The sequence below is a fragment of the uncultured Clostridium sp. genome (genome assembly GCF_934754925.1).
GTDB lineage: Bacteria > Bacillota > Clostridia > Clostridiales > Clostridiaceae > Clostridium.
In genome coordinates this window covers 12,329-33,935 of the sequence record NZ_CAKVJA010000024.1, presented here as the reverse complement: position 1 = coordinate 33,935, position 21,607 = coordinate 12,329, and the positions used below count along the sequence as shown (strand labels likewise).

Here is a 21,607-nt window from a genome sequence, read left to right as displayed (position 1 = left end):
AATCTAATACTTTTTTAAATTCTTATTCTTCTATATAAGTTATTAATATTTGTCCAATAGGTTTATCATGTGAATATATATTTCCCCACTCCTTACCATCCGTACAGTCATTAGGTAAGGAAAAGGAGAGATGTTCTTCTATTACGTAAGGCTTAACTAAATTATATAACTCTTTATAATTTATATGTTTCATTATTTTTGAAATACTTGCGTTATTTTCTCCTAAGTCTTTAACATCAATCCTATACATTCTTATCCTCCTGAATATATTGATTAATATATTATATTTTTATATATACTAAATATTGATAAAAATATTATTTATATAATCAGTACATCATGCACAATAAATTAAATACACTTAATATTTCAGGCTACTAAATGTTTAGAAACTAAATCAAAAATAATCTATTATATCCTGATAAAAATAATAAAAACAGCTGTATCAAAATCATAATTTTGATACAGATTATTGAAACTACATTCTTTCTACACTTTCCATACCTAATAAGTCTAATCCTTGTTCTAAAACATTTTTAACAAGATTTATTAAACTTAACCAAGATGCCTTTTTACTTTCATCTTCTTCAGATAATATTCTAGTGTCATTATAGAACTTATTAAAGTTATTAGATAATTCATATATAAATTCACAAATTTTATGAGGAGCTCTGTCTCTGAAGCTTAACTCTATAACTTCATTAAATTTAGATAATTGAAGCATTAATCCTCTTTCTGATTCACTTTGAGGTACTAAAATACTATTTTCAGCATTAAATCCTTCTGATTTATTTAATATAGATTTAATTCTTACTATTGTATATAAAATATATGGCCCTGTATTTCCTTCAAAAGAAGCAAATCTCTCTATATCAAATACATAATCCTTAGATGCTTGGTTTGATAAATCACCATACTTTAATGCAGCTAAACCAACCTTTGAAGAAATTTCTTCAACATCTTCTTCTGAAATATTTTTATTATCCTTAAGCTTTTCTTTCCCTGCTTCTTTAATCATATTTATTAAATCTGCAAGTCTCATTACTCCACCTTCACGAGTCTTAAATGGCTTTCCATCTTTTCCATTCATAGTACCAAATCCTATGAAATCTAAAACAGTATCTTCATGTGCTATTCCTGATTTTTTAGCAGCTCTAAAGAATTGTTCATAGTGAAGTCCTTGTCTCTTATCTGCTAGATATATTATTTCATCTGCCTTCATATCTCTAACTCTTTCTACAACTGTAGCTAAGTCAGTAGTTCCATATAAAGATGCTCCATCAGACTTTAATAATAGTAGTGGTGGAACTGGACTCTTATCAGTTTCTTCACTTACATCAAATACTAATGCTCCTTCACTTTCTTGTGCGAAACCTTTTTCTTTTAATTCTTCTATCATTGCTGGAATGAATTTTTGTGCATCACTTTCACCATTCCATAATTCAAAATTAACATCTAATGCTCCATAGTTTTTCTTTAAGTCAGTAACTGAAACATTTAATATATGCTTCCATAAAGCAACATATCCTCTTCTACCTTGTTGAAGTTCAACAGTAGCTTGCTTAGCAGCCTCCATTACTTTTTCATCACTCTTAGCTAACTTACTTGCATATGGATATATATCTTCAAGTTCATCTATTGTAAATGGAGCTTCTGTTGGATATTCTCCAGTAAAGTTCTCATCGAAGTATGGTAAAGATGGATTTCTTCTTTCAACTTCAGATATTACCATCCCCATTTGAAGACCCCAATCTCCTAAATGTACATCTCCAATAACATTATGTCCTAAGAACTTTGCAATTCTTTTTATACTTTCACCAATTATTGCTGATCTTAAATGTCCAATGTGTAGTGGTTTCGCAACATTTGCTCCACCATAATCAACAACTATTTTCTTAACTTCTGTAGCCTTTGAAACTCCAAAATTCTCATCTTTATTCATATCGTTGATGTACCCTATTAAGAATTCATCGTTAATATTCATATTGATAAATCCAGGTGCAACAGCTTCTAATTTAGAAAACATTTTATTATCATTTAATTTTTCAACAACCTCATTAGCTATTATCATTGGTGCTTTCTTATGCTTTTTAGCGTTTGCTAAAGCCCCGTTACATTGATATTGGCATAAATCAGGTCTATTTGATACATTAACCTTTCCTGTTTCTCTTTCGTATCCTAGCTCTTCAAAAGCATTTTTAACTACTTCATTTATTTCATCAATAAATAATTTCATAACTTTACCTCCTGATTTTTCTATTAAAATATAAAAAATCCGTCTCCTTTCATACAAAGAGACGGAGTATTTCCGCGGTACCACTCAATTTAACTAAAAACTTAGTTCACTCAAAACCTTAACGCAGTTAACGGCATACCCTTATATAAATATCTTTATACTTAAGTAGCTTCTCCAAGTTCCTCTTCCTTACTCTGTATTTTATAAGGCTTACACTCTACCCCTACTCGCTGCAAAATACTATTGAATAAGTACTCTTCTTTTCATAGAATTTTTATATTTTTAATTATTTCATTTTTTTAATAATATATTCATTATCTTATATTATATATTTTAAAATCATATATTACCACAATTAATTTTAATTGCTTTATATATTACATATTCCTTGATTTCTCTGCACATTTTTCAACTGCACTTATAATTGTATTTCTAAATCCATTCTTTTCAAGATCTATTACAGCTTCAATTGTTGTTCCACCAGGAGAACAAACTTCATCTTTTAATACTCCTGGATGCTTTCCTGTTTCTAAAGCTAATTTAGCTGAACCTAGTATACTTTGCTCAGCTAACTTATAAGCCTTAGTTCTAGGAATTCCCAACTTAACAGCAGCATCTGCCATTGCTTCTATAAACATAAATACATAAGCTGGAGATGAGCCACATAAAGCTATAAATGCATGAAAATCCTTCTCCTCCAATATTTCATACTTTCCAAATGAATTATATAATTTACCTACATATTCTAATTCATCTGAGGTTATATTTTTATTTGGACAAATCGCTGACATTCCTTCTCCAACTAATGCTGGTGTATTAGGCATTGTTCTAATAACCTTAACCTTTTTTCCAAACCATTCTTCTATTTGTTCTATTGTAACTCCTGCAGCTATAGAAATAATAATAGTATCATCACTAACTTTATCTTTTATTTCTTCTATAACTTCTTTAAAGAAATATGGCTTAACAGCTAAAAATAGAATATTAGATTTTTCAGCTACTTCAATATTAACTACTGTTGTCTTCACTTCAAATTTCTTATTTATTCTTTTAGCTGATTCTTCACTCTTTGTAGAAACCATGATATCATTATTATTTATATCATTAGATTTAACTAATGCACCAAGCATGGCGCTTCCCATATTTCCACAACCTATAAAACCAATTTTTCTATTCATATAGCACCCCACAATAATTTAAATTTACTATTACTCTTTATGTACTAAGTCTAAATCAGCAAACTTAGAGTGTGCTCCAATCCAAGCCATTTTAACTGTTCCAACTGGGCCATTTCTTTGTTTAGCTATAATACATTCTCCGATACCTTTTTCTTCAGTCTCTTTATTATAATATTCGTCTCTATATAAGAACATAACAACATCGGCATCCTGCTCAATTGATCCTGATTCTCTTAGGTCTGATAGCATAGGTCTGTGGTCAGCTCTTTGCTCAGGTGCACGAGATAACTGTGATAATGCAATTACTGGGCATTCCATTTCTTTTGCTAAAGCTTTAATAGATCTTGATATTTCAGATACCTCTTGTTGTCTATTATCACTACCAGCACTACCTGACATAAGTTGTAAGTAGTCAATAAGTATCATATCAATACCGTGCTCCATTTTTATCTTTCTACACTTAGATCTCATATCCATAACACTAATACCAGCAGTATCATCTATATAGATTCTAGCCTTTGCTAAAGGTCCTGTGGCTCTTGCAATTCTTTCCCAGTCATCATCCTCTAAATTACCTGTTCTAAGCTTTAGCATATCTACATTAGCCTGTGAACATAATAGCTTATATGCTAATTGTTCCTTAGACATTTCCAGTGAAAATATAACTACACTCTTTCCTTCCTTTAAAGCTGCATTCTCTGCAATATTTAATGAAAATGTTGTTTTTCCCATAGATGGTCTAGCAGCAATAAGTACCATATCACCCTTTTGAAATCCAGATGTTTTAGCATCTAAATCCTTAATACCAGATCCAACTCCTGTTATAGCTCCCCTATTATTAAATAATCTTTCTATTTCTAAAAAACCTCTTTCAAGTACATTAGAAAGTGGTTCATATTCCTTAGAATCCTTTTTTTCTGCTATATCAAATACCTTTTTTTGTGCTAAATCTATTACCTTCTCAACATCTCCACCACTATTATAACTTTCCTCAATAATAGATGTAGATGCCTTTATCAGTTTCCTTAATGTAGATTTTTCTTCTACTATTTTTATATATGAACTTAAGTTAGCTGTTGTAGGCACAGATGCACTTAGCTCAGATATATAGGTAACTCCTCCAGCCTTATCTAACATATCAGTAGTCTTTAAGTACTCCAATATAGTTACTAAGTCTACTGCCATATCCTTAGCATACATTTCTTTTATAGCTTTATATATAGCCTTATGTCCATCTCTATAAAAATCTTCTTCATTAAGCTTTTCTAAAACTTGAGCAATGGCACTTTTATCTATTATCATTGCCCCTATAACGGACTGCTCTGCTTCTATACTTTGTGGTAAACTTCTCATCATAGGTGCTTCCATAAATAATCCACCTCCCAATTTTATATTTAATTTCTATTTTCTTTTCTATATATAACTTATTATATCAAAATGAATTTAATTTACTATGTCATTTGTATAATAAATTTATTTCTTCACATAATAAAATTAAGCTTCCCATAAAGGAAGCTTAATCTACATTACTTCTCAAATACTATCTCCATTAGTTCCTCTATATGACTTATAGATTTAACTTCAATATCTTCAAGTCCTAGAGGAACTTCTTTTTCATTATCCTTAGGGATAGCAACAAGTTTAATTCCTTTTCTTCTAGCCCCGTATATTTTTTCAAATATACCTCCAACAGGCTTAACCTTTCCTCTTAAAGAAATTTCCCCTGTGATAGCAACGTCTTGACGAATTGGCCTTTCTGTAAGAGCACTTATTATACAAACTGTAATAGCTGCTCCAGCTGATGGTCCATCTATTTGACCACCGCCAATTACATTAACATGGACATCATAATCTTTTATATCTTTATCTGTAATCTTTCTAATTACAGATGCAGCATTAAATACAGAATCCTTTGCCATAGAACCTGCAGTATCATTAAATTTAATAGTTCCATGACCTTTCTTTTTAGCTGGGAATACTGTTGATTCTATTTCTATTGTAGATCCTAAGAATCCACTTACTCCTAGTCCATATACATGCCCTATTTCATAATTATCTAAATTATCTAATCTTTCAAATGGAGCATATCTTCCTATTGAAATAACTTCTTCAACATCTTTTAAAGTTATTTTATTACTTGTTTCATCCCCACTTGTATTAAATAACGAATATCCATATGCATCAGATAATATATTTACAGCTTTTCTACCTTCGATAGTATACTGGCTTATTAACTTTCCAACTCCATCTTCTAGTTCTACATTTAATTTTTCAGATGCATTATTAACTATACCTTCTATACTCCTTGAAGATAATGGTTCAAAATACACCTCTGTACATCTAGATCTTAATGCTGGATTTATCTGACTTGGATCTTTTGTAGTGGCACCTATTAAAACAAAATCAGCTGGTGCTCCCTTTTCAAATAAATATCTTATATATTCAGGAATATTTTCATCATCCGGATCATAATAAGAAGATGAGAATTCTACTCTTTTATCTTCTAATACCTTTAATAACTTATTTTGAAGTATATCATCTAATTCACCAATTTCATCGATAAATAATACTCCACCATGAGCTTCAGTAACTAATCCTGTCTTTGGCTCTGGCACACCTACTTCAGCTAAATCTCTTTTACTTCCTTGATATATAGGATCATGTACTGACCCTAATAAAGGATTTGTTATTTCTCTTGGATCCCATCTTAATGTAGTTCCATCAACTTCAACAAATTTTGAATCTTCATCAAAAGGTGTAAATTTTAGTTTTTTAGCTGCTTCTAATGCAAGTCTTGCAGCTGAAGTCTTTCCTACCCCTGGTGGCCCATAAAGAATTATATGTTGAGGATATGGTGAAGACATTTTTGATATTAATGATCTTACTGCTCTCTCTTGACCAACTACTTCATCAAAATTTTCAGGTCTTAAAAGTGACATAACATTTTTATTAATATGCTTTGCATCTAACTTTTCTAATCTTTCTAACTTTGCTGTAGTCTTTGTATTTTCTTTTCCTTTTTGCTTTTTAATTATAGACAATTTAAGCTCATCCATAAACTTATCTTGTCTCTCAACTAAAGCCTTTTCTACTTCTGATTCTATTTTATTTTGAACATATTTTTTAGCTATATTTTCTGATATCCAATAGATAACATCCTCTAGTACTTCTTGAGCTGTTTCATCTGTTGGAACAACCTTTGCTCCATTTCCATCAGATGCTATAACATTTAATGCATATATTCTTTCATTTATATCTGTTGAGTTAACATATTTTTGTAGCTTAAATCTTACAGTCCTAGCTCTAATTGCACCTTCATCTAAAACATTTTTAAGAACATCAAATAATACATTAACCTTTGCTTCTATTGGTAAATCGCTTGTTAGAATTCCTTCTAAATTAAGCCCTTCATTATATAAATTCAATGTTAATCCTCCTTATTGTTTAGGAACAATAATAACTTTCATCTTTGTAGATACTTCTGGATATAATTTCACTTCTACTTCATATTGTCCAGCAACCTTTATAGTATTTACAACAACTTTCTTTTTATCTATTGATAAATTAAATTTATTGTTAATTACTTCAGCTATATCTTTATTAGTTATTGCTCCAAATAATCTTCCGTTATCTCCTGCTTTAGCATCTATAGTAACTTCCTTACCCTTTAATTCAGCTGCTAACTTTTGTGCTGCTTCTAATTCAGCAAGCTTCTTTCTTCTTTCATTTTCTTTTTTTGCATTAACAACATGTAATGCATTTGCTGTTGCTTCTTCTGCTAATTTCCTAGGAAATAAATAATTTCTTGCATATCCATCTGATGCTTCTATAACATCGCCCTTTTTACCCATTTTTTTAACGTCTTGTAATAAAATTACCTTCATATTATACACCTATCCTTTAACTTTTTATTCTTTAAGTTCTAAATGTTTCTTTATTGCTTCTTTTAGCATATCTCTTGCTTCATCCATTGTTGCGTTTACTTTTGCACCAGCCATATTCATATGACCGCCACCACCTAGTTCCTCTAATATAACTTGAACATTAACTTCGCCTGTAGATCTACCACTTATAGTAATAGAATTACTTATTTCACATAAAACAAAGCATACATCAATTCCTGATATGCCTAGTAGCTCATCTGCAGCTCGTGCAACAATCACAGTATTATTTACTTCACTAGGACAAACAGCTATAGCTAAATTTTCATAAACTTCAGCACTTTTAATAGTTTCTGAAATTAATAAATAATCTGCTAAACTATCAGTAAACATCTTTTTAACTTCTATGGTATCTGCACCCAAGGATCTTAAAAAAGCTGCGGCATCAAAGGTTCTTACTCCAGATTTAAATTGGAATCCCTTAGTATCCATAAAAATTCCACCTAAAAGCCCTTCTGCTTCAACCTTTGAAATTCTAGGTTTTTGTAACATATACTGTATTAGCTCAGTTACCAGCTCTGATGTAGAAGATGCATAGACTTCTATATAGTTTAGCAATGCTCCTTCTATTATGTCAGGACTTCTTCTATGATGATCTATTATTATCTTCCTATTAATTTTTTCAACTATACTAAAATTATTCACATATCCCTTATTATGAACATCAACTATTATTAATAATGTCTTATCATTTATTACTTTTTCAGCTTCATAACTAGAAATTAATAAATTATCATATTTACTGTCACTTTTAAGTTTATTCATATAGTAATCAATAGCATTAATATCATTATCAATTATAACATTACAAGTCTTTCCTAATTGTCTTATAGCTGACCATAACCCTACTGATGCCCCAAAAGAATCCATATCAGGATTTTTATGACCTATTATAAGTATATTACTACTTTCAAAAATCAATTCTCTTAAAGCTTGTGCTATTACCCTAGCTCTAACTCTAGTTCTTTTTTCAAGTTCACGAGTATTCCCTCCAAAGAAACTTATCTTTTCATTATTTTTAATGACTACTTGATCTCCGCCTCTACCTAATGCCAGCTCTCTAGCAGTCATTGCATTATTATAGTTTTCTTGTGAGTTGTCTCCACCTCTACCTATTCCTATACTTAAAGTAACTTCTAACTTATTACCTCTATCAATATTGGATATTTCATCTAGTATACTAAATTTACAATTAATTTCATCATTAATATATTTATCTTTTACTGATAAACAATATTTATTATATTCATATTTAATAATCATCGACTTTAATTTTTTACTATAGGAATTTATAGTCTTTTCTACCTCTGCAGCTAACATAGGTCTATTCGCTTCATCAGTTACCTCTAACGCCTCTGATAAATTATCTACTTCTATTAACATTATACTTTCTGTAGTTGACTGTAAATCTCTTAAGTTGCTTACTTCATTAAAATATACTATATACTTCTGTTTTACATATGTTTCATTTTCATTACTTATGTTAGTAGCATATATGCTATAAAAAGAATCTTTTATCTTTACCCTTTGCTTTAAATCTTTATCGCACTTTAATAATTTTTGCAAATCAAGATTTCTACCTATACTAAGTATATTTTGCTCTTGTAGATCTAATAAATTTAACTCTTCTTTTAATCTCTTATTCGCCCAAAGTATATTACCCTCATTATCAATTAAAGCTAATGGATATGACATATTAGAAATATTATCATTTATATTTGCTCTAATTTTTGTAGTTAAAGTATTAACCTTTTCATCATATAGTTCTCTATTAATATCTAAATATGTATTACCTGCTACATACACTATTAAAATTACACTTGCTAAATAAAATTCTCTAATATAATAGAGTATTATTATTAAAATAGTAATTACAATTGATATTAATAGTTTACTATACCTTTTGAGCTTTTTTTTCATAAAAGCCTCCTAAATTTTATATTAATAACGTCCCTTGATATGATTTTGAAGCTTAGTTAAGCTCTTACCTTCCTTTTCATATTCATGCTCTTCAGCTATTCCTAATTTTAATTTTTTTCTCATTTCATCATCTACTTCGCTACAGCTATATCCTAACTTTTGTGCTAGTACATATAAAATTAAAATTGCTCCGGCTATACAGTTTAATATAGAATCCTTAGCTACATTAGTACCTCTTGTTAAAAGTGAAAAAAACTCACCTATAATACATAATAAGCTAGCTTTAAGCTCTTCTATAATTTTAATATTAGCCATAATATTTAGCTCTTCCTTTTTCTTCACTAAATTCTCACCTCTATTCAATACCTTGTATCTTTATTTTAATTATTTTTCTTTATTAATGCAACTAAATAGGGGCTTGAATTACAAATTATGTAATTATTTTAAAATATAAAAATAAAAGCCCCTGAAAATCAGGGGCTAATAAACTTATTACTATTCAGTTGTGAATGGTAATAAAGCTATGTTTCTTGATCTCTTGATAGCATCTGTTAATTGTCTTTGATGCTTAGCGCAAGTACCAGAGATTCTTCTTGGAAGAATCTTACCTCTTTCTGTAACAAACTTTCTTAGCTTGTTGATATCTTTGTAATCTATTGATTCAGCTTTATCTACACAGAAAGCACATACTTTTCTCTTAGATCTTCTCATTTTTCCAGATCTTTTCATTTCTCTCATGATGTTCCCTCCTTATAAAATAATTAGACTTTTTTAAAATGGCATATCACCATCATCTACTGGAGTCATATCTCCAAATCCCATATCAGGACTTTCTACTGGAGCCCCCCATGCGTTATCAGAATTTCTTGAGTATGAATTATTATTACCTTCACCAGCACCAGAACCTATGAACTCGAAACTTTCTACAGCTACATCAGTAGTGTATCTTTTAGTTCCATCTTGAGCATCATAACTACCTGTTCTTATACTTCCAGTAACAGCAATTTGTCTACCCTTTGTAAGATATTGTGTAATTGTTTCTCCAGTCTTTCCAAATGCTACACAATTTATAAAATCTGTTTCATCTTTTTTAAATTGTCTATTTATAGCAACAGTAAATCTACAAACTGCAGTACCGCTACCTGCTGCATATCTTAATTCTGGATCTTTAGTAAGTCTACCAATAAGTATAACTTTATTCATTTCAATACACCTCTTACGCTTCGTTTTTAACGATTATGTGTCTTATAACACCATCAGTAATTCTGAAAACTCTGTCTAACTCTTTTGGTAATTCAGGATTAGCTTCGAAGTTAATTAAAGTGTAGTAACCTTCGTTAACTTTGTTTATTTCATAAGCAAGCTTTCTCTTACCCCAGAAATCAACATTTTCAACTTTTCCTCCACCGTTTTCTATAACACCTTGGAATTTTTCGATTCCAGCCTTAACAGCCTCTTCATCTAATGATGGGTGTAATATAAATATAGTTTCGTACTTTCTCATCATTTTCACCTCCTTTGGACTAACGGCTACATTTTACTGTAGCAGGGATTACAATTTTAGATTTTATCACTTTATTCTACTCTTTTCAAGTATTTTTATTTCAATTATTAGAGCCAATAACCTTCTTTGCATCTTTTTGGAATTTAAGGCGTGGTATCATAACTATTCTACCACATCCAACACATTTTATTTTAATATCGGCACCTAATCTTATTACTTCAAACTCTTTGCTTCCACAAGGATGTTGTTTTTTCATTTCAACAATATCACCTAAGTCAAATGTTTCAATCATATTTATACCCCCTAAATATTATTCTCATTTATAATAGCTGTTTTTGGATACGGAATTTCTATTCCGGCTTCATCTAAAGCTAATTTTATATCTTTTCTTAGTTCTCTTTCCATTTCCCATTGACTCAATGGCTCTGCTCTACCAACAACTCTAATAGTTACTCCTGAAGCGTTTAGTGACAGTACTCCTAATACTTCAATTTGGCTTCTTAATTTATCTTTATGTTTTTCATGGAATAAATTGCTAGCTCTCTTGATTACTTCTATAGCTGAATCTATATTCTCTTCATAAGCTATTTCAACATCCACTATAAATCTTATATCTCCTCTTGAATGATTTGTTACCTCTAATACAGATCCATTTGGTATTAAATGTAAATCACCTGTGAAATCTCTTAAAATAGTTGTTCTTATGCCAATGCTCTCTACTATTCCTGAAAATTGTCCAATAGTTACATGATCCCCAACTCCATATTGATCTTCAAATAACACGAAAAAACCATTAATAAGGTCCTTTACTAAACTTTGTGCTCCAAGACCTATTGCAAATCCTCCAGCACTTGCTAAAGCTACAGGTATTTTAGCTAAGATATCATATAACATACATCCTATACCTATTATATATACTGTATACTTTAGAACACTCTTTAACACCTCTCCTATAGTTAATGCTTTTTGAGGCTCTAAAGAAAAACTAGCCTTGCTAGCAACCTGTCTATCAACAAACTTCTTTATAAGTTTATTTCCTACTCTTATTGAAAAGTACATTATAATAGATATAAATATAATAGATATAATTTTTTCAATTATAGCATCTAAATTTATTCTCCTACTAAAGAAATAAAATATATTTTTACTTATACTAGATAAATCCGTAAATCCATACATATACTGATTCACCTCTTTATTTAATTAGTATATAGTTAGCTTCTTCTTTTTTATATATATTCTTAAATTCAATTATATTATCATTAATTATTTGATTTAATTTTTCTTCTTCTTCTATCCTAATACAAATACCACAACTTTGTGTAATTAAAGTTGGTGTAGGCATTATTCTAAACTTATAGTTTAGCCCATTTAACTTTTGTTCTGCAGACATTGCATCATGAGTATTTTTAAATACTATAATAAAATAATTCATTTTCTATTTCCTCCCTCAAATTATATATAATAATTATATTATATATATTTTTATTTTTTAATAATAAAATTTACTATTTTAAAATTACATATTTTTCTAATAGTTTATTGCAATTTTATTTATTTATTTTATTATAATATAAGAAAGAATATTTTACGTGTATATAAAGGAGAAAATAATGAAGGTATATTTAGATAATGGAAGTACATCATTTCCAAAGCCAAAAATTGTATCTGATTCAATATATAACTATTTAACAAACGTAGGTGGCAATCCTGGAAGATCAAATCACTCTAATGCATTAGAAGCAAATAGATCATTATATATGGCTAGGGAAAGGATTTGTAATTTTTTTAATTACGATAAACCTGAAAATGTAATATTTACAAATAACATTACTTCATCACTAAACATTTTATTAAATGGTGTAATAAAATCAGGTGATCATATAATTACTTCCTCTATGGAACATAATTCAGTTATTAGACCTCTATATAACTTGAAAAATACATTAAATATAGATTTAGATATAGTTGAAGCAAATAAAATTGGAATAGTAGATGTAAATGATATAAAAAATTTGATTAAATCAAATACCAAATTAATAGTTATGACCCATGCATCAAATGTTGTAGGTTCTATTCAACCAATTAAAGAAATAGGGGATTTATGTAAAAAACTTGGCATATTCTTTATATTAGATAGCGCTCAAAGCGCAGGTGTACTTGATATAAATTTTAAAGATTTATCATTAAGTGCTTTAGCCTTTACTGGTCATAAAAGTTTATTAGGACCTCAAGGAATAGGCGGATTTATTATCGATGATGAATTAAACAAAATATGTAATCCCTTAATTCTTGGCGGTACTGGTAGCTTATCTCACTCCTTAGCACAACCTGAATTTTTACCAGATAAATTCGAGTCTGGAACACTAAATATTCCTGGAATAATAGGATTATATGAAGCAATAAAATTTATTGAATCTGAAGGCTTAAATACAATTTATGAACATAATAGCTATTTAAGATCTTATTTAATAGCTGGAATTCTTAATATTCCTAACTATACAATAAGCGGTGCCTTAGACAGAAAGTCTGCAACCTCTTGCGTATCAATAACACACTCTAAATTAGATGTTAGTGAACTATCTTATATTTTGGAATCTGACTTTAATATTAGCAATAGAAGTGGTTTACATTGTGCTCCATTAGCTCATAAAACCATAGGTACTTATCCTAATGGAACTGTTAGACTTAGCTTAGGATACTTTAACACATTACAAGAAATTAAATATACTATAGATTCATTAAATAAAATAAATTCAATTTATAAGTAAATTACTTACTTTTGAATAAGTTATATTATTCTTGTCGATACTTTCAATAAGGAGGTTATGACATGGATAATTGTTTTTGTATAGATTCATTATCCCCTAATTCCTCTCATGAATTAGGGGAATATTTATATATTAAACTTAAAGATATTTTTATAGAAAACAGACCAATAGTATTTTTATGTATTGGTACTGATCGAGCTACTGGTGATTCCTTAGGGCCACTAATAGGATATAAACTTAAAAGTATTAAGAAAAAAAATATTTATATATATGGTTCCTTAGAATATCCTGTTCATTCTATTAATTTATCTGAAGTTCTAAGTAAAATTAAATCTAACTTTATAAACCCCTTTATTATAGGAATAGATGCCTCTCTTGGAAATGTTCAAAATATAGGGAAAGTATTCGTTGAGGATTCTCCTCTACATCCTGGCTTAGCTTTAGAAAAAACTTTACCTGAAGTTGGTGAAATGAATATAAAAGGTGTGGTTAATATATCTGGAAATTTAGATTTCATGATGTTACAAAACACTAGATTATTCATTGTAATGTCTTTAGCTGATTGTATTTCTAATGCTATAAATCACTTTATTAATAAAGCTTTCTCTAACAATACATTAATATCTTATGATTAAAAACTTATTATACTTAATTTTAGTTAGATATAATAAAAAGAGTAGCTATTTTTTAATAACTACTCTTTTTATTATCTAATTTTTGCTATTAATAGCTTCATTTAGAACATGTAACTCTTCCTCTGATAAGTCGTATCTTGATATTCCCTTGTCTATTGGCTTAGCATATGTAGTACTATCATGTCTAGAATATATTCCAGTTATAATAACACCATCATTGTATGAATCTAATATAGCAATTGAGAAACTTAAATCACTACCTACATCTTCAAAAGCTTTATATCTCATTATAGCAATTTTATTAACGCATCCTTTTAATTCTTCTGAAATACTTTTACATTCCTCAATTGCTTCTTGTGATTTACTTAATGCTTTTTCAATATTATCTAGATTATCACTAATAGCTTGTTCTAAGTTCTTATTATTAACGCCTCGCATCATTTTTCTATATTTCTTTTCTAATTTCTTTACTGATGATAATAATATCATTGTTATTATAAAAAGTAATAATGTTATTACTGCTAATCCTATTATTATGAAGATTGAATATTCATTAATCATATTTATTATGCTGTCCATTTTATGCTACTTCCCTTCAAATGTTTCACGTGAAACATTTATAAATTAATTATCTCTAATATTCTTTGTAAATCCTCTTCAGAGTAGTATTCAATCTCTATTTTACCCTTATTATTTTTATTCGTTATATTTACTTTAGTTCCAAAGTAATTCTCTAGTTTATATGTTACATCCTTATAATATGGATTAATTTCATTTGACGATTTTGATTTGCTTCTTGTCGGACTAGTCTTTAATTTTCTTATTAAAACCTCTAATTCTCTTACAGATAACTTATCATCAATAACACTTTGTGCTAACTCACATTGAACTTTGCTATCAGTTATCCCTAATAAAGCTCTTCCATGTCCTTCTGATATTACTCCCTCAATAATATACTGCTGAACATCTTCACTAAGATTTAATAATCTTAAAGTATTAGTTATTGTAACACGCGATTTTCCTATTCTTTTGCTTAGTTCTTCTTGTGTTAAATTAAAATCATTTATTAACCTTTTATATGCTAGTGCTTCTTCAATAGAATTTAAATCTTCTCTTTGAATATTTTCAATTAATGATATTTCTAAAATTTGTTTTTCAGTTAAATTCATTACTACTGCAGGCACCTCTTTAAGTCCAATTGACTTAGCAGCTCTCCATCTTCTTTCTCCTGCCACAATAATATATTCATTATCAACTTTCTTTAACACTAATGGCTGTATTATTCCATTACTTCTAATTGATTCTGCTAGCTCTAATATTTTTTCATCATCAAAAGTTTTTCTTGGTTGTTCTTCATTACTCTTAACTAAATTTATATCTATTAATATAGAACCCTTTTCTCTATCATTATGAGCCTTTTCTGCTTTAGTATCTAATGTATTTAAAATAGTGTCTTCTGGTATAAGAGCATTTAGACCTTTACCTAATCCAAATTTTTTACTCATATCTTTATCTCTCCTACTGCTTACTTAAAAATTCTTTTGCAAAACGCTTATATGCATCTGCACCTTTACACTTTTCATCATAAAGCATAATTGGTAAACCAAAGCTTGGCGCCTCTGCTAATCTTATATTTCTAGCAATAGTTGTCTTATATACTTTATCATTAAAGAACTTTTTTGCTTCTTCATATACTTCATTGCTTAAATTAGTTCTATAATCATACATAGTCATTATTACACCTTCTATATCTAATGACTTGTTTAATGATTTTTTGACTAATTGTACTGTATTTATTAATTGCCCTACACCTTCTAATGCATAAAATTCACATTGTATAGGTATTAATACAGAATCTACTGCTGTCAAAGCATTAATTGTTAAAACCCCTAATGAAGGTGGACAATCTATAAATATGAAATCATACTGATCCTGTATAGATGCAATTTCTCTTAAAAGTATAGTTTCCCTATCTTTTACCCCTATTATTTCAACTTCTGCACCTGCTAATTCCATAGTTGATGGTGCTATGTATAAATTAGTAATTAATTCACTTTTTATAATAACATCTCTTAACGGTACATTGGCTGTAAGTACATCATACATAGAGTACTCTAAATTCCTTTTATCTATTCCCAATCCACTAGTTGTATTTCCTTGAGGGTCAATATCAATTGTTAATACCTTGTAACCCTCCATTGCTAAATAAGCACATAAATTAATATTAGTAGTAGTTTTTCCTACTCCACCCTTTTGATTAAAAATACATATCTTTTTCATATAAAGCCCTATTTTAGGACTTCACCCCCTTCCCATATTTATATTATATATATTTTTTTATAATAATTAAAGGTAGACATATTAATTTTAAAGCAAATTTTGTATAAATGTTTCACGTGAAACATAAAAAAGGCACTCCTTAGAGTGCCTTTTTTTACTTATTTTTAGGGATAGAAACTGTTATTTCAATACATTCTTCTCTATCTTGAAGTTTGTATTCTGCTGGAATATTAAATTTACTTAATACTTGCTTTATAGTATTAACATATAACTTTCCAGGTAAAACACCTTTTCCTTTTCTCTTTTTCATTTGTTCGCCAGCTAGCTTTAATAATTCTGTATTAATTAACTCTTCTGTCTTTTTTACATTTAAAGAATTTGCTATTACCTTTTTTACAACTTTTAATTGTAACTTTTCATCTGGTAAACTTAATAATGCCCTTGCATGTCTTTCTGTTAGATTATTTTCTAGACATAATGTTCTTACTTTCTCACTTAATTTAAGTAATCGTAATTTATTAGCTATAGTAGATTGTTTTTTACCCATTCTTTTAGCTAACTCTTCTTGAGTAAACTTATGATCATTAATTAAATTATAGTATGCTTCAGCTTCTTCAATAAAATTTAAATCTTCTCTTTGTAAATTTTCTAATAATGCAATTTCTGCTGATTGAGTATCCGTAATTTCAATTATATTGCATGGTACAACCTCAAGCTCTGCCATCCTAGCAGCTCTCCATCTTCTTTCTCCAGCAACTAATTCAAACTTCTCCCCCATTTTTCTTACAGTAATAGGTTGAATTATACCATGTTCTTTTATTGATTGGCTTAATTCATTTAACGCTTCTTCATTAAAAAACTTTCTTGGTTGATATGCATTAGGAAAAATACTATCAATCTTTACGTTCATTATTTGTTTATTCATACTGTACGACCATCCCTCATAATTTGTTAATCAACAAGTTATTCCATATTTTATCAACATTATTTATGCTATTTATTTTTATATATTCTATAGTAAATAATTTAACGTTTATTATTACATTTTTAACTTATTTGTTATAAATTCATATTATTTCCATAAAATAATTTTATCTTCTATCTATCACTATTGTAAAGGCTTTTTATTGACAGTTCCTGCTTTTCTAGGATAAGTTTTTGGACAAGACTTTACCTTCTTTACTTCTACTATATTATGCTTTAAATCAGTTTCCTCAATAGATACTTCTATTATTCCCTTTAATTCTCCACCTAATATCTTTATAGCATTACTTCCATTTTCAAGTTCCTCATCAATAGCAGGCCCCTTTAATGCTACAAAATAACCGCCTTTTTTTACATACGGCATGCAAAATTCAGATAAAACTGCCATATTGGCTACAGCCCTTGATGTTGCAACATCAAATTTTTCTCTTAATTCCGGTTTTCTAGCTCCATCTTCTGCTCTAGAATGAATTGTTGTTACATTATTTAAACCAAGTTCTCTAATTACAAGATTTAAAAAGTTAATTCTTTTATTTAATGAATCTAAAAGAGTTACTTCTACATTTGGATTCATAATTGCAATTGGAAGTCCTGGAAAACCAGCACCAGTTCCAACATCTATTATAGTTTTAGCATTCTTTATTGGCTCTGACTTAAAAGCTTTAATACAATCTATAAAATGTTTTTTAACAACATCCTCATCTTCTGTTATAGCTGTTAGATTTATTTTTTCATTCCATTCTTGAAGAAGTCTCATATATTTAATAAATTGCTCATATTGCACTTCTGTAAATTCTAGTCCTGCATCATTTGAAGCTGTCTTCATTAATTCAAAAAATTCCATTCTTAGTCCTCCTGCTTATTTTTCTTATATTGATGTTCTAAATATATTAATAAAACTGATATATCAGCTGGAGATACCCCAGATATTCTTGATGCTTGACCTATACTTACCGGTCTTATTGCACTTAATTTTTGAATAGCTTCTACTCTTAAGCCTTTTACATCACTATAATCTATATTCTCTGGTAATAACTTTTTCTCAAACTTTTTAAATTGATTAACTTGATCTAATTGGCTAGCTATATATCCTTCATATTTAGCTATAATATTAACTTGTTCACCAATATCATCTGTATACTCTGGTCTTTCTGGATCTAATGGTGCTAACATGAAATAATCTAATTCTGGTCTTTTAATTAATTCATACATACTTATTGGTTTCTTAAGTTCTGTAGAATTAAGTGATACTAAGAATTCATTATTCTCTCTCTTGTTAGTTATCTGTAAATTCTTTAATCTTTCAACTTCATTTTCTATATTAGATTTTCTATTTAAGAATCTATTATATCTCTCATCACTTACTAGACCAACTTTTCTTCCTATTTCAGTTAATCTAAAATCAGCATTATCTTGTCTTAATAATAGTCTATATTCTGCTCTAGATGTCATCATTCTATAAGGTTCATTAGTACCCTTAGTTACTAAATCATCAATTAAAACACCTGCATATGCATCAGAACGTGTTAATATCATTGGTTCTTCACCTTTAATTTTTAATGCAGCATTTATACCTGCAACAATTCCTTGTGCAGCAGCTTCTTCATATCCAGAGCTACCATTTAACTGTCCTGCCCCATATAAACCTTCTATTGTTTTAAATTCTAACGTTGGTTTTAATTGAGTTGGATCTATTGAATCATATTCTATAGCATAGGCAGTTCTTAATAATTCTACATTCTCTAATCCTTCTAATGTTCTATACATTTTTACTTGAACATCTTCTGGTAATGATGATGACATTCCTCCAACATACATTTCTAATGTATCTTCACCTTCTGGCTCTATAAATATCTGATGTCTATTTTTATCCGGGAATTTCATTACTTTATCTTCTATAGATGGACAATATCTTGGTCCAACACCTTCAATACTACCATTATACATAGGAGATCTATCTATATTTTCCTTTATAATATTATGTGTTTCTTCATTAGTATAAGTTAACCAACAAGAAACTTGTTCTCTCTCTATATTGTCATGCATAAATGAAAATGGAACTATTTTTTTATCTCCAGGTTGTTCAATCATTTTTGAAAAGTCTACAGATCTCTTGTTAATTCTTGCTGGAGTTCCAGTCTTAAATCTTCTCATTTCTATTCCAAGATCCATTAAGCGTTGTGTTAACTCATTAGCTGCTGCTAATCCATTTGGACCACTATTGTAAGTTACATCTCCAATTATTATTCTCGCTCTTAAATATGTACCTGTTGTCAAAACTATAGCTTTACACTTAAAGAAAGCACCATTCTTAGTTAAAACTCCAACAACTTTTCCATCTTCAACTTCAATATCAATAACTTCTAATTGTCTAACTTCTAAATTTTCTTGATTTTCTAGAACATTTTTCATTCTATTTTGATATTTTTTTCTATCAGCTTGTGCTCTTAAAGAATGTACTGCTGGTCCTTTAGATGTATTTAACATTCTTGATTGAATAAATGTGTGGTCAATATTTATCCCCATTTCTCCACCTAATGCATCAACTTCTCTTACTAAGTGACCTTTTGCTGTACCTCCTATATTAGGATTACAAGGCATTAAACCAATTGCATCAAGATTTAATGTACATACTAATGTCTTTAATCCCATTCTAGCTGAAGCAAGCCCTGCTTCACATCCAGCATGACCTGCACCAACTACAATTACGTCGTATTCTCCTGAATTATATCTCATTTTCTACTCCTACTTTCCTACACAGAAATCTCCAAATATTTTATTTACTAAATCCTCTTCTAATTCATCTCCTGTAATTTCATTTAGAGCTCTTAAAGATGATGTTACAAAAATAGATATTAAATCTAAATACTCATTCATTCTTACTCTATTTAATGCATTTTCTGCATTTTCTAATGCTCTAAATAATGCTTGCTTATGTCTTGAATTAGATATTATTAAGCTTTCAGTATCAATTTTTCCACTAAAGAATAATTCTTTTATTTCTTTCTTTAAATTATCTAATCCCAGTTCTTCCTTAGCTGATACTTTAATTATATTTTCAAAGCTATTTATCATTTCTTCATCAATCCTAGATTCCAAATCCATTTTATTTAATATAACAATACATTTTTTATTACCAACTGACTCTATAATTTCTCTATCTTCATCATCTAACTCTCTTGATGAATCAAGAACTAATAAAACTAAATCAGCTTCTTGAATTTTTTCTCTAGATCTTTCTACTCCAATTCTTTCAACAACATCCTCAGTTTCTCTAATACCTGCTGTATCAATTATTTTAACTGGAATACCATCTAAGTTTATGTACTCTTCAATTATATCTCTTGTAGTTCCTGCAATATCAGTTACTATTGCTCTCTTTTCTCTTAATAAAGCATTTAATAAGGATGACTTTCCTACATTTGGTTTTCCAACTATAGCAAGACTTAAACCTTCTCTAATAAGTTTTCCTTCATCGGCATTTTTTAAAAGAACTTTCATTTCACTTATAGCCTTTTCTAAACTTTCTCCAACTTTTAAAGGAATACTTGGATCTACTTCCTCATCATCTTCTGTAAAATCTACCGCAAATTCAACTAATGCTAATACATTTAACATATATTCTCTTAATCTATTAATTTCTCTAGATAAATATCCTGTACTTTGCATTAAAGCTGACTTCATTGCTAAGTCTGTTTTAGCAGTTATTATATCCATAACAGCTTCTGCTTGTGATAAATCTATTCTACCATTTAAAAATGCTCTTTTAGTAAATTCCCCTGGTTCCGCAAGCCTAGCACCAGCTTTAATTACAGTCTCTAACACCTTATTTGTAGATACTACACCACCATGACAGTTTATTTCTATTGTATCTTCTGCTGTAAAACTTCTTGGCCCTTTCATAAAGCTAATTATTACTTCATCAATTAAATCATTAGTTTCTATATCATATATATGACCATACTTCATTGTATAAGGTTTCATACTTTTTATATCATCATTATTCTTAGCTTTAAATATTTTTGATGCTATATCTAATGCCTTATCCCCAGATATTCTTATAATTGCGATACCACCTTCTCCTAAGGCCGTAGCTATCGCACATATTGTATCAAATTCTTTCATTTTATCCTCCACATTTTAGTGACAAGTGGATAA

At 29.1% G+C, this 21,607-nt stretch carries 23 protein-coding genes and 1 other annotated feature; of the genes, 2 read left to right on the top strand and 21 right to left on the bottom strand.

The window, feature by feature from the left end; translation table 11 throughout:
• Positions 1–22 precede the first annotated feature (22 nt).
• The 14 genes from Q0G30_RS09045 to Q0G30_RS08980 form a co-directional block, all read right to left on the bottom strand.
• On the bottom strand, positions 23–250 hold the full coding sequence (locus Q0G30_RS09045) for a hypothetical protein (RefSeq protein ID WP_294389071.1): 228 nt from the start codon (positions 248–250) through the stop codon (positions 23–25).
• A gap of 228 nt (positions 251–478) precedes the next feature.
• Positions 479–2,236: an arginine--tRNA ligase gene (gene argS / locus Q0G30_RS09040; RefSeq protein ID WP_294389068.1), complete on the bottom strand. Its 1,758-nt coding sequence runs from the start codon at positions 2,234–2,236 to the stop codon at positions 479–481.
• A gap of 54 nt (positions 2,237–2,290) precedes the next feature.
• Positions 2,291–2,512: a binding site (T-box leader), on the bottom strand.
• Between the two features lie 101 nt (positions 2,513–2,613).
• Positions 2,614–3,414, bottom strand: coding sequence for a pyrroline-5-carboxylate reductase (gene proC / locus Q0G30_RS09035; RefSeq protein WP_294389066.1), 801 nt, complete (start codon positions 3,412–3,414; stop codon positions 2,614–2,616).
• A gap of 30 nt (positions 3,415–3,444) precedes the next feature.
• Positions 3,445–4,782, bottom strand: coding sequence for a replicative DNA helicase (locus Q0G30_RS09030; RefSeq protein ID WP_294389064.1), 1,338 nt, complete (start codon positions 4,780–4,782; stop codon positions 3,445–3,447).
• A gap of 158 nt (positions 4,783–4,940) precedes the next feature.
• Positions 4,941–6,839: a Lon family ATP-dependent protease gene (gene lonC / locus Q0G30_RS09025; protein ID WP_294389062.1), complete on the bottom strand. Its 1,899-nt coding sequence runs from the start codon at positions 6,837–6,839 to the stop codon at positions 4,941–4,943.
• A gap of 12 nt (positions 6,840–6,851) precedes the next feature.
• Positions 6,852–7,298: a 50S ribosomal protein L9 gene (gene rplI, locus Q0G30_RS09020; RefSeq protein WP_294389061.1), complete on the bottom strand. Its 447-nt coding sequence runs from the start codon at positions 7,296–7,298 to the stop codon at positions 6,852–6,854.
• A 24-nt stretch (positions 7,299–7,322) separates the two neighbouring features.
• Complete coding sequence (locus Q0G30_RS09015) at positions 7,323–9,275, bottom strand: DHH family phosphoesterase (protein ID WP_294389059.1); 1,953 nt, start codon at positions 9,273–9,275, stop codon at positions 7,323–7,325.
• 21 nt (positions 9,276–9,296) lie between these two features.
• The gene (locus Q0G30_RS09010) at positions 9,297–9,590 is read right to left on the bottom strand and encodes a MazG-like family protein (protein WP_294131995.1); all 294 of its coding nucleotides are present in this window, start codon (positions 9,588–9,590) and stop codon (positions 9,297–9,299) included.
• Positions 9,591–9,770: 180 nt separating this feature from the next.
• Positions 9,771–10,013, bottom strand: a complete 243-nt coding sequence (gene rpsR, locus Q0G30_RS09005) for a 30S ribosomal protein S18 (RefSeq protein ID WP_005209834.1) — start codon at positions 10,011–10,013, stop codon at positions 9,771–9,773.
• A gap of 33 nt (positions 10,014–10,046) precedes the next feature.
• On the bottom strand, positions 10,047–10,478 hold the full coding sequence (gene ssb, locus Q0G30_RS09000) for a single-stranded DNA-binding protein (protein WP_294389057.1): 432 nt from the start codon (positions 10,476–10,478) through the stop codon (positions 10,047–10,049).
• A gap of 13 nt (positions 10,479–10,491) precedes the next feature.
• The gene (gene rpsF, locus Q0G30_RS08995; protein ID WP_133015217.1) at positions 10,492–10,779 is read right to left on the bottom strand and encodes a 30S ribosomal protein S6; all 288 of its coding nucleotides are present in this window, start codon (positions 10,777–10,779) and stop codon (positions 10,492–10,494) included.
• 100 nt (positions 10,780–10,879) lie between these two features.
• On the bottom strand, positions 10,880–11,071 hold the full coding sequence (locus tag Q0G30_RS08990) for a DUF951 domain-containing protein (protein WP_294389055.1): 192 nt from the start codon (positions 11,069–11,071) through the stop codon (positions 10,880–10,882).
• An 11-nt stretch (positions 11,072–11,082) separates the two neighbouring features.
• Positions 11,083–11,958, bottom strand: coding sequence for a mechanosensitive ion channel family protein (locus tag Q0G30_RS08985; RefSeq protein WP_294389054.1), 876 nt, complete (start codon positions 11,956–11,958; stop codon positions 11,083–11,085).
• Positions 11,959–11,974: 16 nt separating this feature from the next.
• The gene (locus tag Q0G30_RS08980) at positions 11,975–12,214 is read right to left on the bottom strand and encodes a DUF3343 domain-containing protein (RefSeq protein ID WP_294389053.1); all 240 of its coding nucleotides are present in this window, start codon (positions 12,212–12,214) and stop codon (positions 11,975–11,977) included.
• A gap of 178 nt (positions 12,215–12,392) precedes the next feature.
• Here Q0G30_RS08980 and Q0G30_RS08975 point away from each other — a divergent pair, with 178 nt between their 5' ends.
• Both Q0G30_RS08975 and yyaC read left to right on the top strand, forming a co-directional pair.
• A complete protein-coding gene (locus Q0G30_RS08975; RefSeq protein WP_294389051.1) occupies positions 12,393–13,550 on the top strand; it encodes an aminotransferase class V-fold PLP-dependent enzyme in 1,158 nt (385 codons plus the stop codon).
• 62 nt (positions 13,551–13,612) lie between these two features.
• Positions 13,613–14,185: a spore protease YyaC gene (gene yyaC / locus Q0G30_RS08970; RefSeq protein ID WP_294389049.1), complete on the top strand. Its 573-nt coding sequence runs from the start codon at positions 13,613–13,615 to the stop codon at positions 14,183–14,185.
• Positions 14,186–14,260: 75 nt separating this feature from the next.
• Here yyaC and Q0G30_RS08965 read toward each other — a convergent pair whose 3' ends face one another.
• The 7 genes from Q0G30_RS08965 to mnmE all read right to left on the bottom strand — a co-directional run bounded on the left by Q0G30_RS08965 (position 14,261) and on the right by mnmE (position 21,574).
• Positions 14,261–14,764, bottom strand: coding sequence for a DUF4446 family protein (locus Q0G30_RS08965; protein ID WP_294389047.1), 504 nt, complete (start codon positions 14,762–14,764; stop codon positions 14,261–14,263).
• A gap of 38 nt (positions 14,765–14,802) precedes the next feature.
• Positions 14,803–15,690: a ParB/RepB/Spo0J family partition protein gene (locus Q0G30_RS08960; RefSeq protein WP_294389045.1), complete on the bottom strand. Its 888-nt coding sequence runs from the start codon at positions 15,688–15,690 to the stop codon at positions 14,803–14,805.
• A gap of 13 nt (positions 15,691–15,703) precedes the next feature.
• The gene (locus Q0G30_RS08955; protein ID WP_294389043.1) at positions 15,704–16,465 is read right to left on the bottom strand and encodes an AAA family ATPase; all 762 of its coding nucleotides are present in this window, start codon (positions 16,463–16,465) and stop codon (positions 15,704–15,706) included.
• A gap of 154 nt (positions 16,466–16,619) precedes the next feature.
• The gene (gene noc / locus Q0G30_RS08950) at positions 16,620–17,390 is read right to left on the bottom strand and encodes a nucleoid occlusion protein (protein ID WP_294389041.1); all 771 of its coding nucleotides are present in this window, start codon (positions 17,388–17,390) and stop codon (positions 16,620–16,622) included.
• Between the two features lie 183 nt (positions 17,391–17,573).
• Complete coding sequence (gene rsmG / locus Q0G30_RS08945) at positions 17,574–18,293, bottom strand: 16S rRNA (guanine(527)-N(7))-methyltransferase RsmG (protein ID WP_294389039.1); 720 nt, start codon at positions 18,291–18,293, stop codon at positions 17,574–17,576.
• Between the two features lie 2 nt (positions 18,294–18,295).
• Positions 18,296–20,185 (bottom strand): tRNA uridine-5-carboxymethylaminomethyl(34) synthesis enzyme MnmG, encoded by a 1,890-nt coding sequence (gene mnmG, locus Q0G30_RS08940; protein WP_294389037.1) that lies wholly within the window; start codon positions 20,183–20,185, stop codon positions 18,296–18,298.
• A 9-nt stretch (positions 20,186–20,194) separates the two neighbouring features.
• Complete coding sequence (gene mnmE, locus Q0G30_RS08935) at positions 20,195–21,574, bottom strand: tRNA uridine-5-carboxymethylaminomethyl(34) synthesis GTPase MnmE (protein WP_294389035.1); 1,380 nt, start codon at positions 21,572–21,574, stop codon at positions 20,195–20,197.
• Positions 21,575–21,607: the final 33 nt, after the last annotated feature.

Bases quoted from the DNA above. Each gene is read 5' to 3' on its own strand.
- Q0G30_RS09045 (WP_294389071.1), bottom strand. From the start codon at position 250: ATGTATAGGATTGATGTTAAAGACTTAGGAGAAAATAACGCAAGTATT.
- argS (WP_294389068.1), bottom strand. From the start codon at position 2,236: ATGAAATTATTTATTGATGAAATAAATGAAGTAGTTAAAAATGCTTTT.
- proC (WP_294389066.1), bottom strand. From the start codon at position 3,414: ATGAATAGAAAAATTGGTTTTATAGGTTGTGGAAATATGGGAAGCGCC.
- Q0G30_RS09030 (WP_294389064.1), bottom strand. From the start codon at position 4,782: ATGGAAGCACCTATGATGAGAAGTTTACCACAAAGTATAGAAGCAGAG.
- rplI (WP_294389061.1), bottom strand. From the start codon at position 7,298: ATGAAGGTAATTTTATTACAAGACGTTAAAAAAATGGGTAAAAAGGGC.
- Q0G30_RS09015 (WP_294389059.1), bottom strand. From the start codon at position 9,275: ATGAAAAAAAAGCTCAAAAGGTATAGTAAACTATTAATATCAATTGTA.
- Q0G30_RS09010 (WP_294131995.1), bottom strand. From the start codon at position 9,590: ATGGCTAATATTAAAATTATAGAAGAGCTTAAAGCTAGCTTATTATGT.
- rpsR (WP_005209834.1), bottom strand. From the start codon at position 10,013: ATGAGAGAAATGAAAAGATCTGGAAAAATGAGAAGATCTAAGAGAAAA.
- ssb (WP_294389057.1), bottom strand. From the start codon at position 10,478: ATGAATAAAGTTATACTTATTGGTAGACTTACTAAAGATCCAGAATTA.
- rpsF (WP_133015217.1), bottom strand. From the start codon at position 10,779: ATGAGAAAGTACGAAACTATATTTATATTACACCCATCATTAGATGAA.
- Q0G30_RS08990 (WP_294389055.1), bottom strand. From the start codon at position 11,071: ATGATTGAAACATTTGACTTAGGTGATATTGTTGAAATGAAAAAACAA.
- Q0G30_RS08985 (WP_294389054.1), bottom strand. From the start codon at position 11,958: ATGTATGGATTTACGGATTTATCTAGTATAAGTAAAAATATATTTTAT.
- Q0G30_RS08980 (WP_294389053.1), bottom strand. From the start codon at position 12,214: ATGAATTATTTTATTATAGTATTTAAAAATACTCATGATGCAATGTCT.
- Q0G30_RS08975 (WP_294389051.1), top strand. From the start codon at position 12,393: ATGAAGGTATATTTAGATAATGGAAGTACATCATTTCCAAAGCCAAAA.
- yyaC (WP_294389049.1), top strand. From the start codon at position 13,613: ATGGATAATTGTTTTTGTATAGATTCATTATCCCCTAATTCCTCTCAT.
- Q0G30_RS08965 (WP_294389047.1), bottom strand. From the start codon at position 14,764: ATGGACAGCATAATAAATATGATTAATGAATATTCAATCTTCATAATA.
- Q0G30_RS08960 (WP_294389045.1), bottom strand. From the start codon at position 15,690: ATGAGTAAAAAATTTGGATTAGGTAAAGGTCTAAATGCTCTTATACCA.
- Q0G30_RS08955 (WP_294389043.1), bottom strand. From the start codon at position 16,465: ATGAAAAAGATATGTATTTTTAATCAAAAGGGTGGAGTAGGAAAAACT.
- noc (WP_294389041.1), bottom strand. From the start codon at position 17,390: ATGAATAAACAAATAATGAACGTAAAGATTGATAGTATTTTTCCTAAT.
- rsmG (WP_294389039.1), bottom strand. From the start codon at position 18,293: ATGGAATTTTTTGAATTAATGAAGACAGCTTCAAATGATGCAGGACTA.
- mnmG (WP_294389037.1), bottom strand. From the start codon at position 20,185: ATGAGATATAATTCAGGAGAATACGACGTAATTGTAGTTGGTGCAGGT.
- mnmE (WP_294389035.1), bottom strand. From the start codon at position 21,574: ATGAAAGAATTTGATACAATATGTGCGATAGCTACGGCCTTAGGAGAA.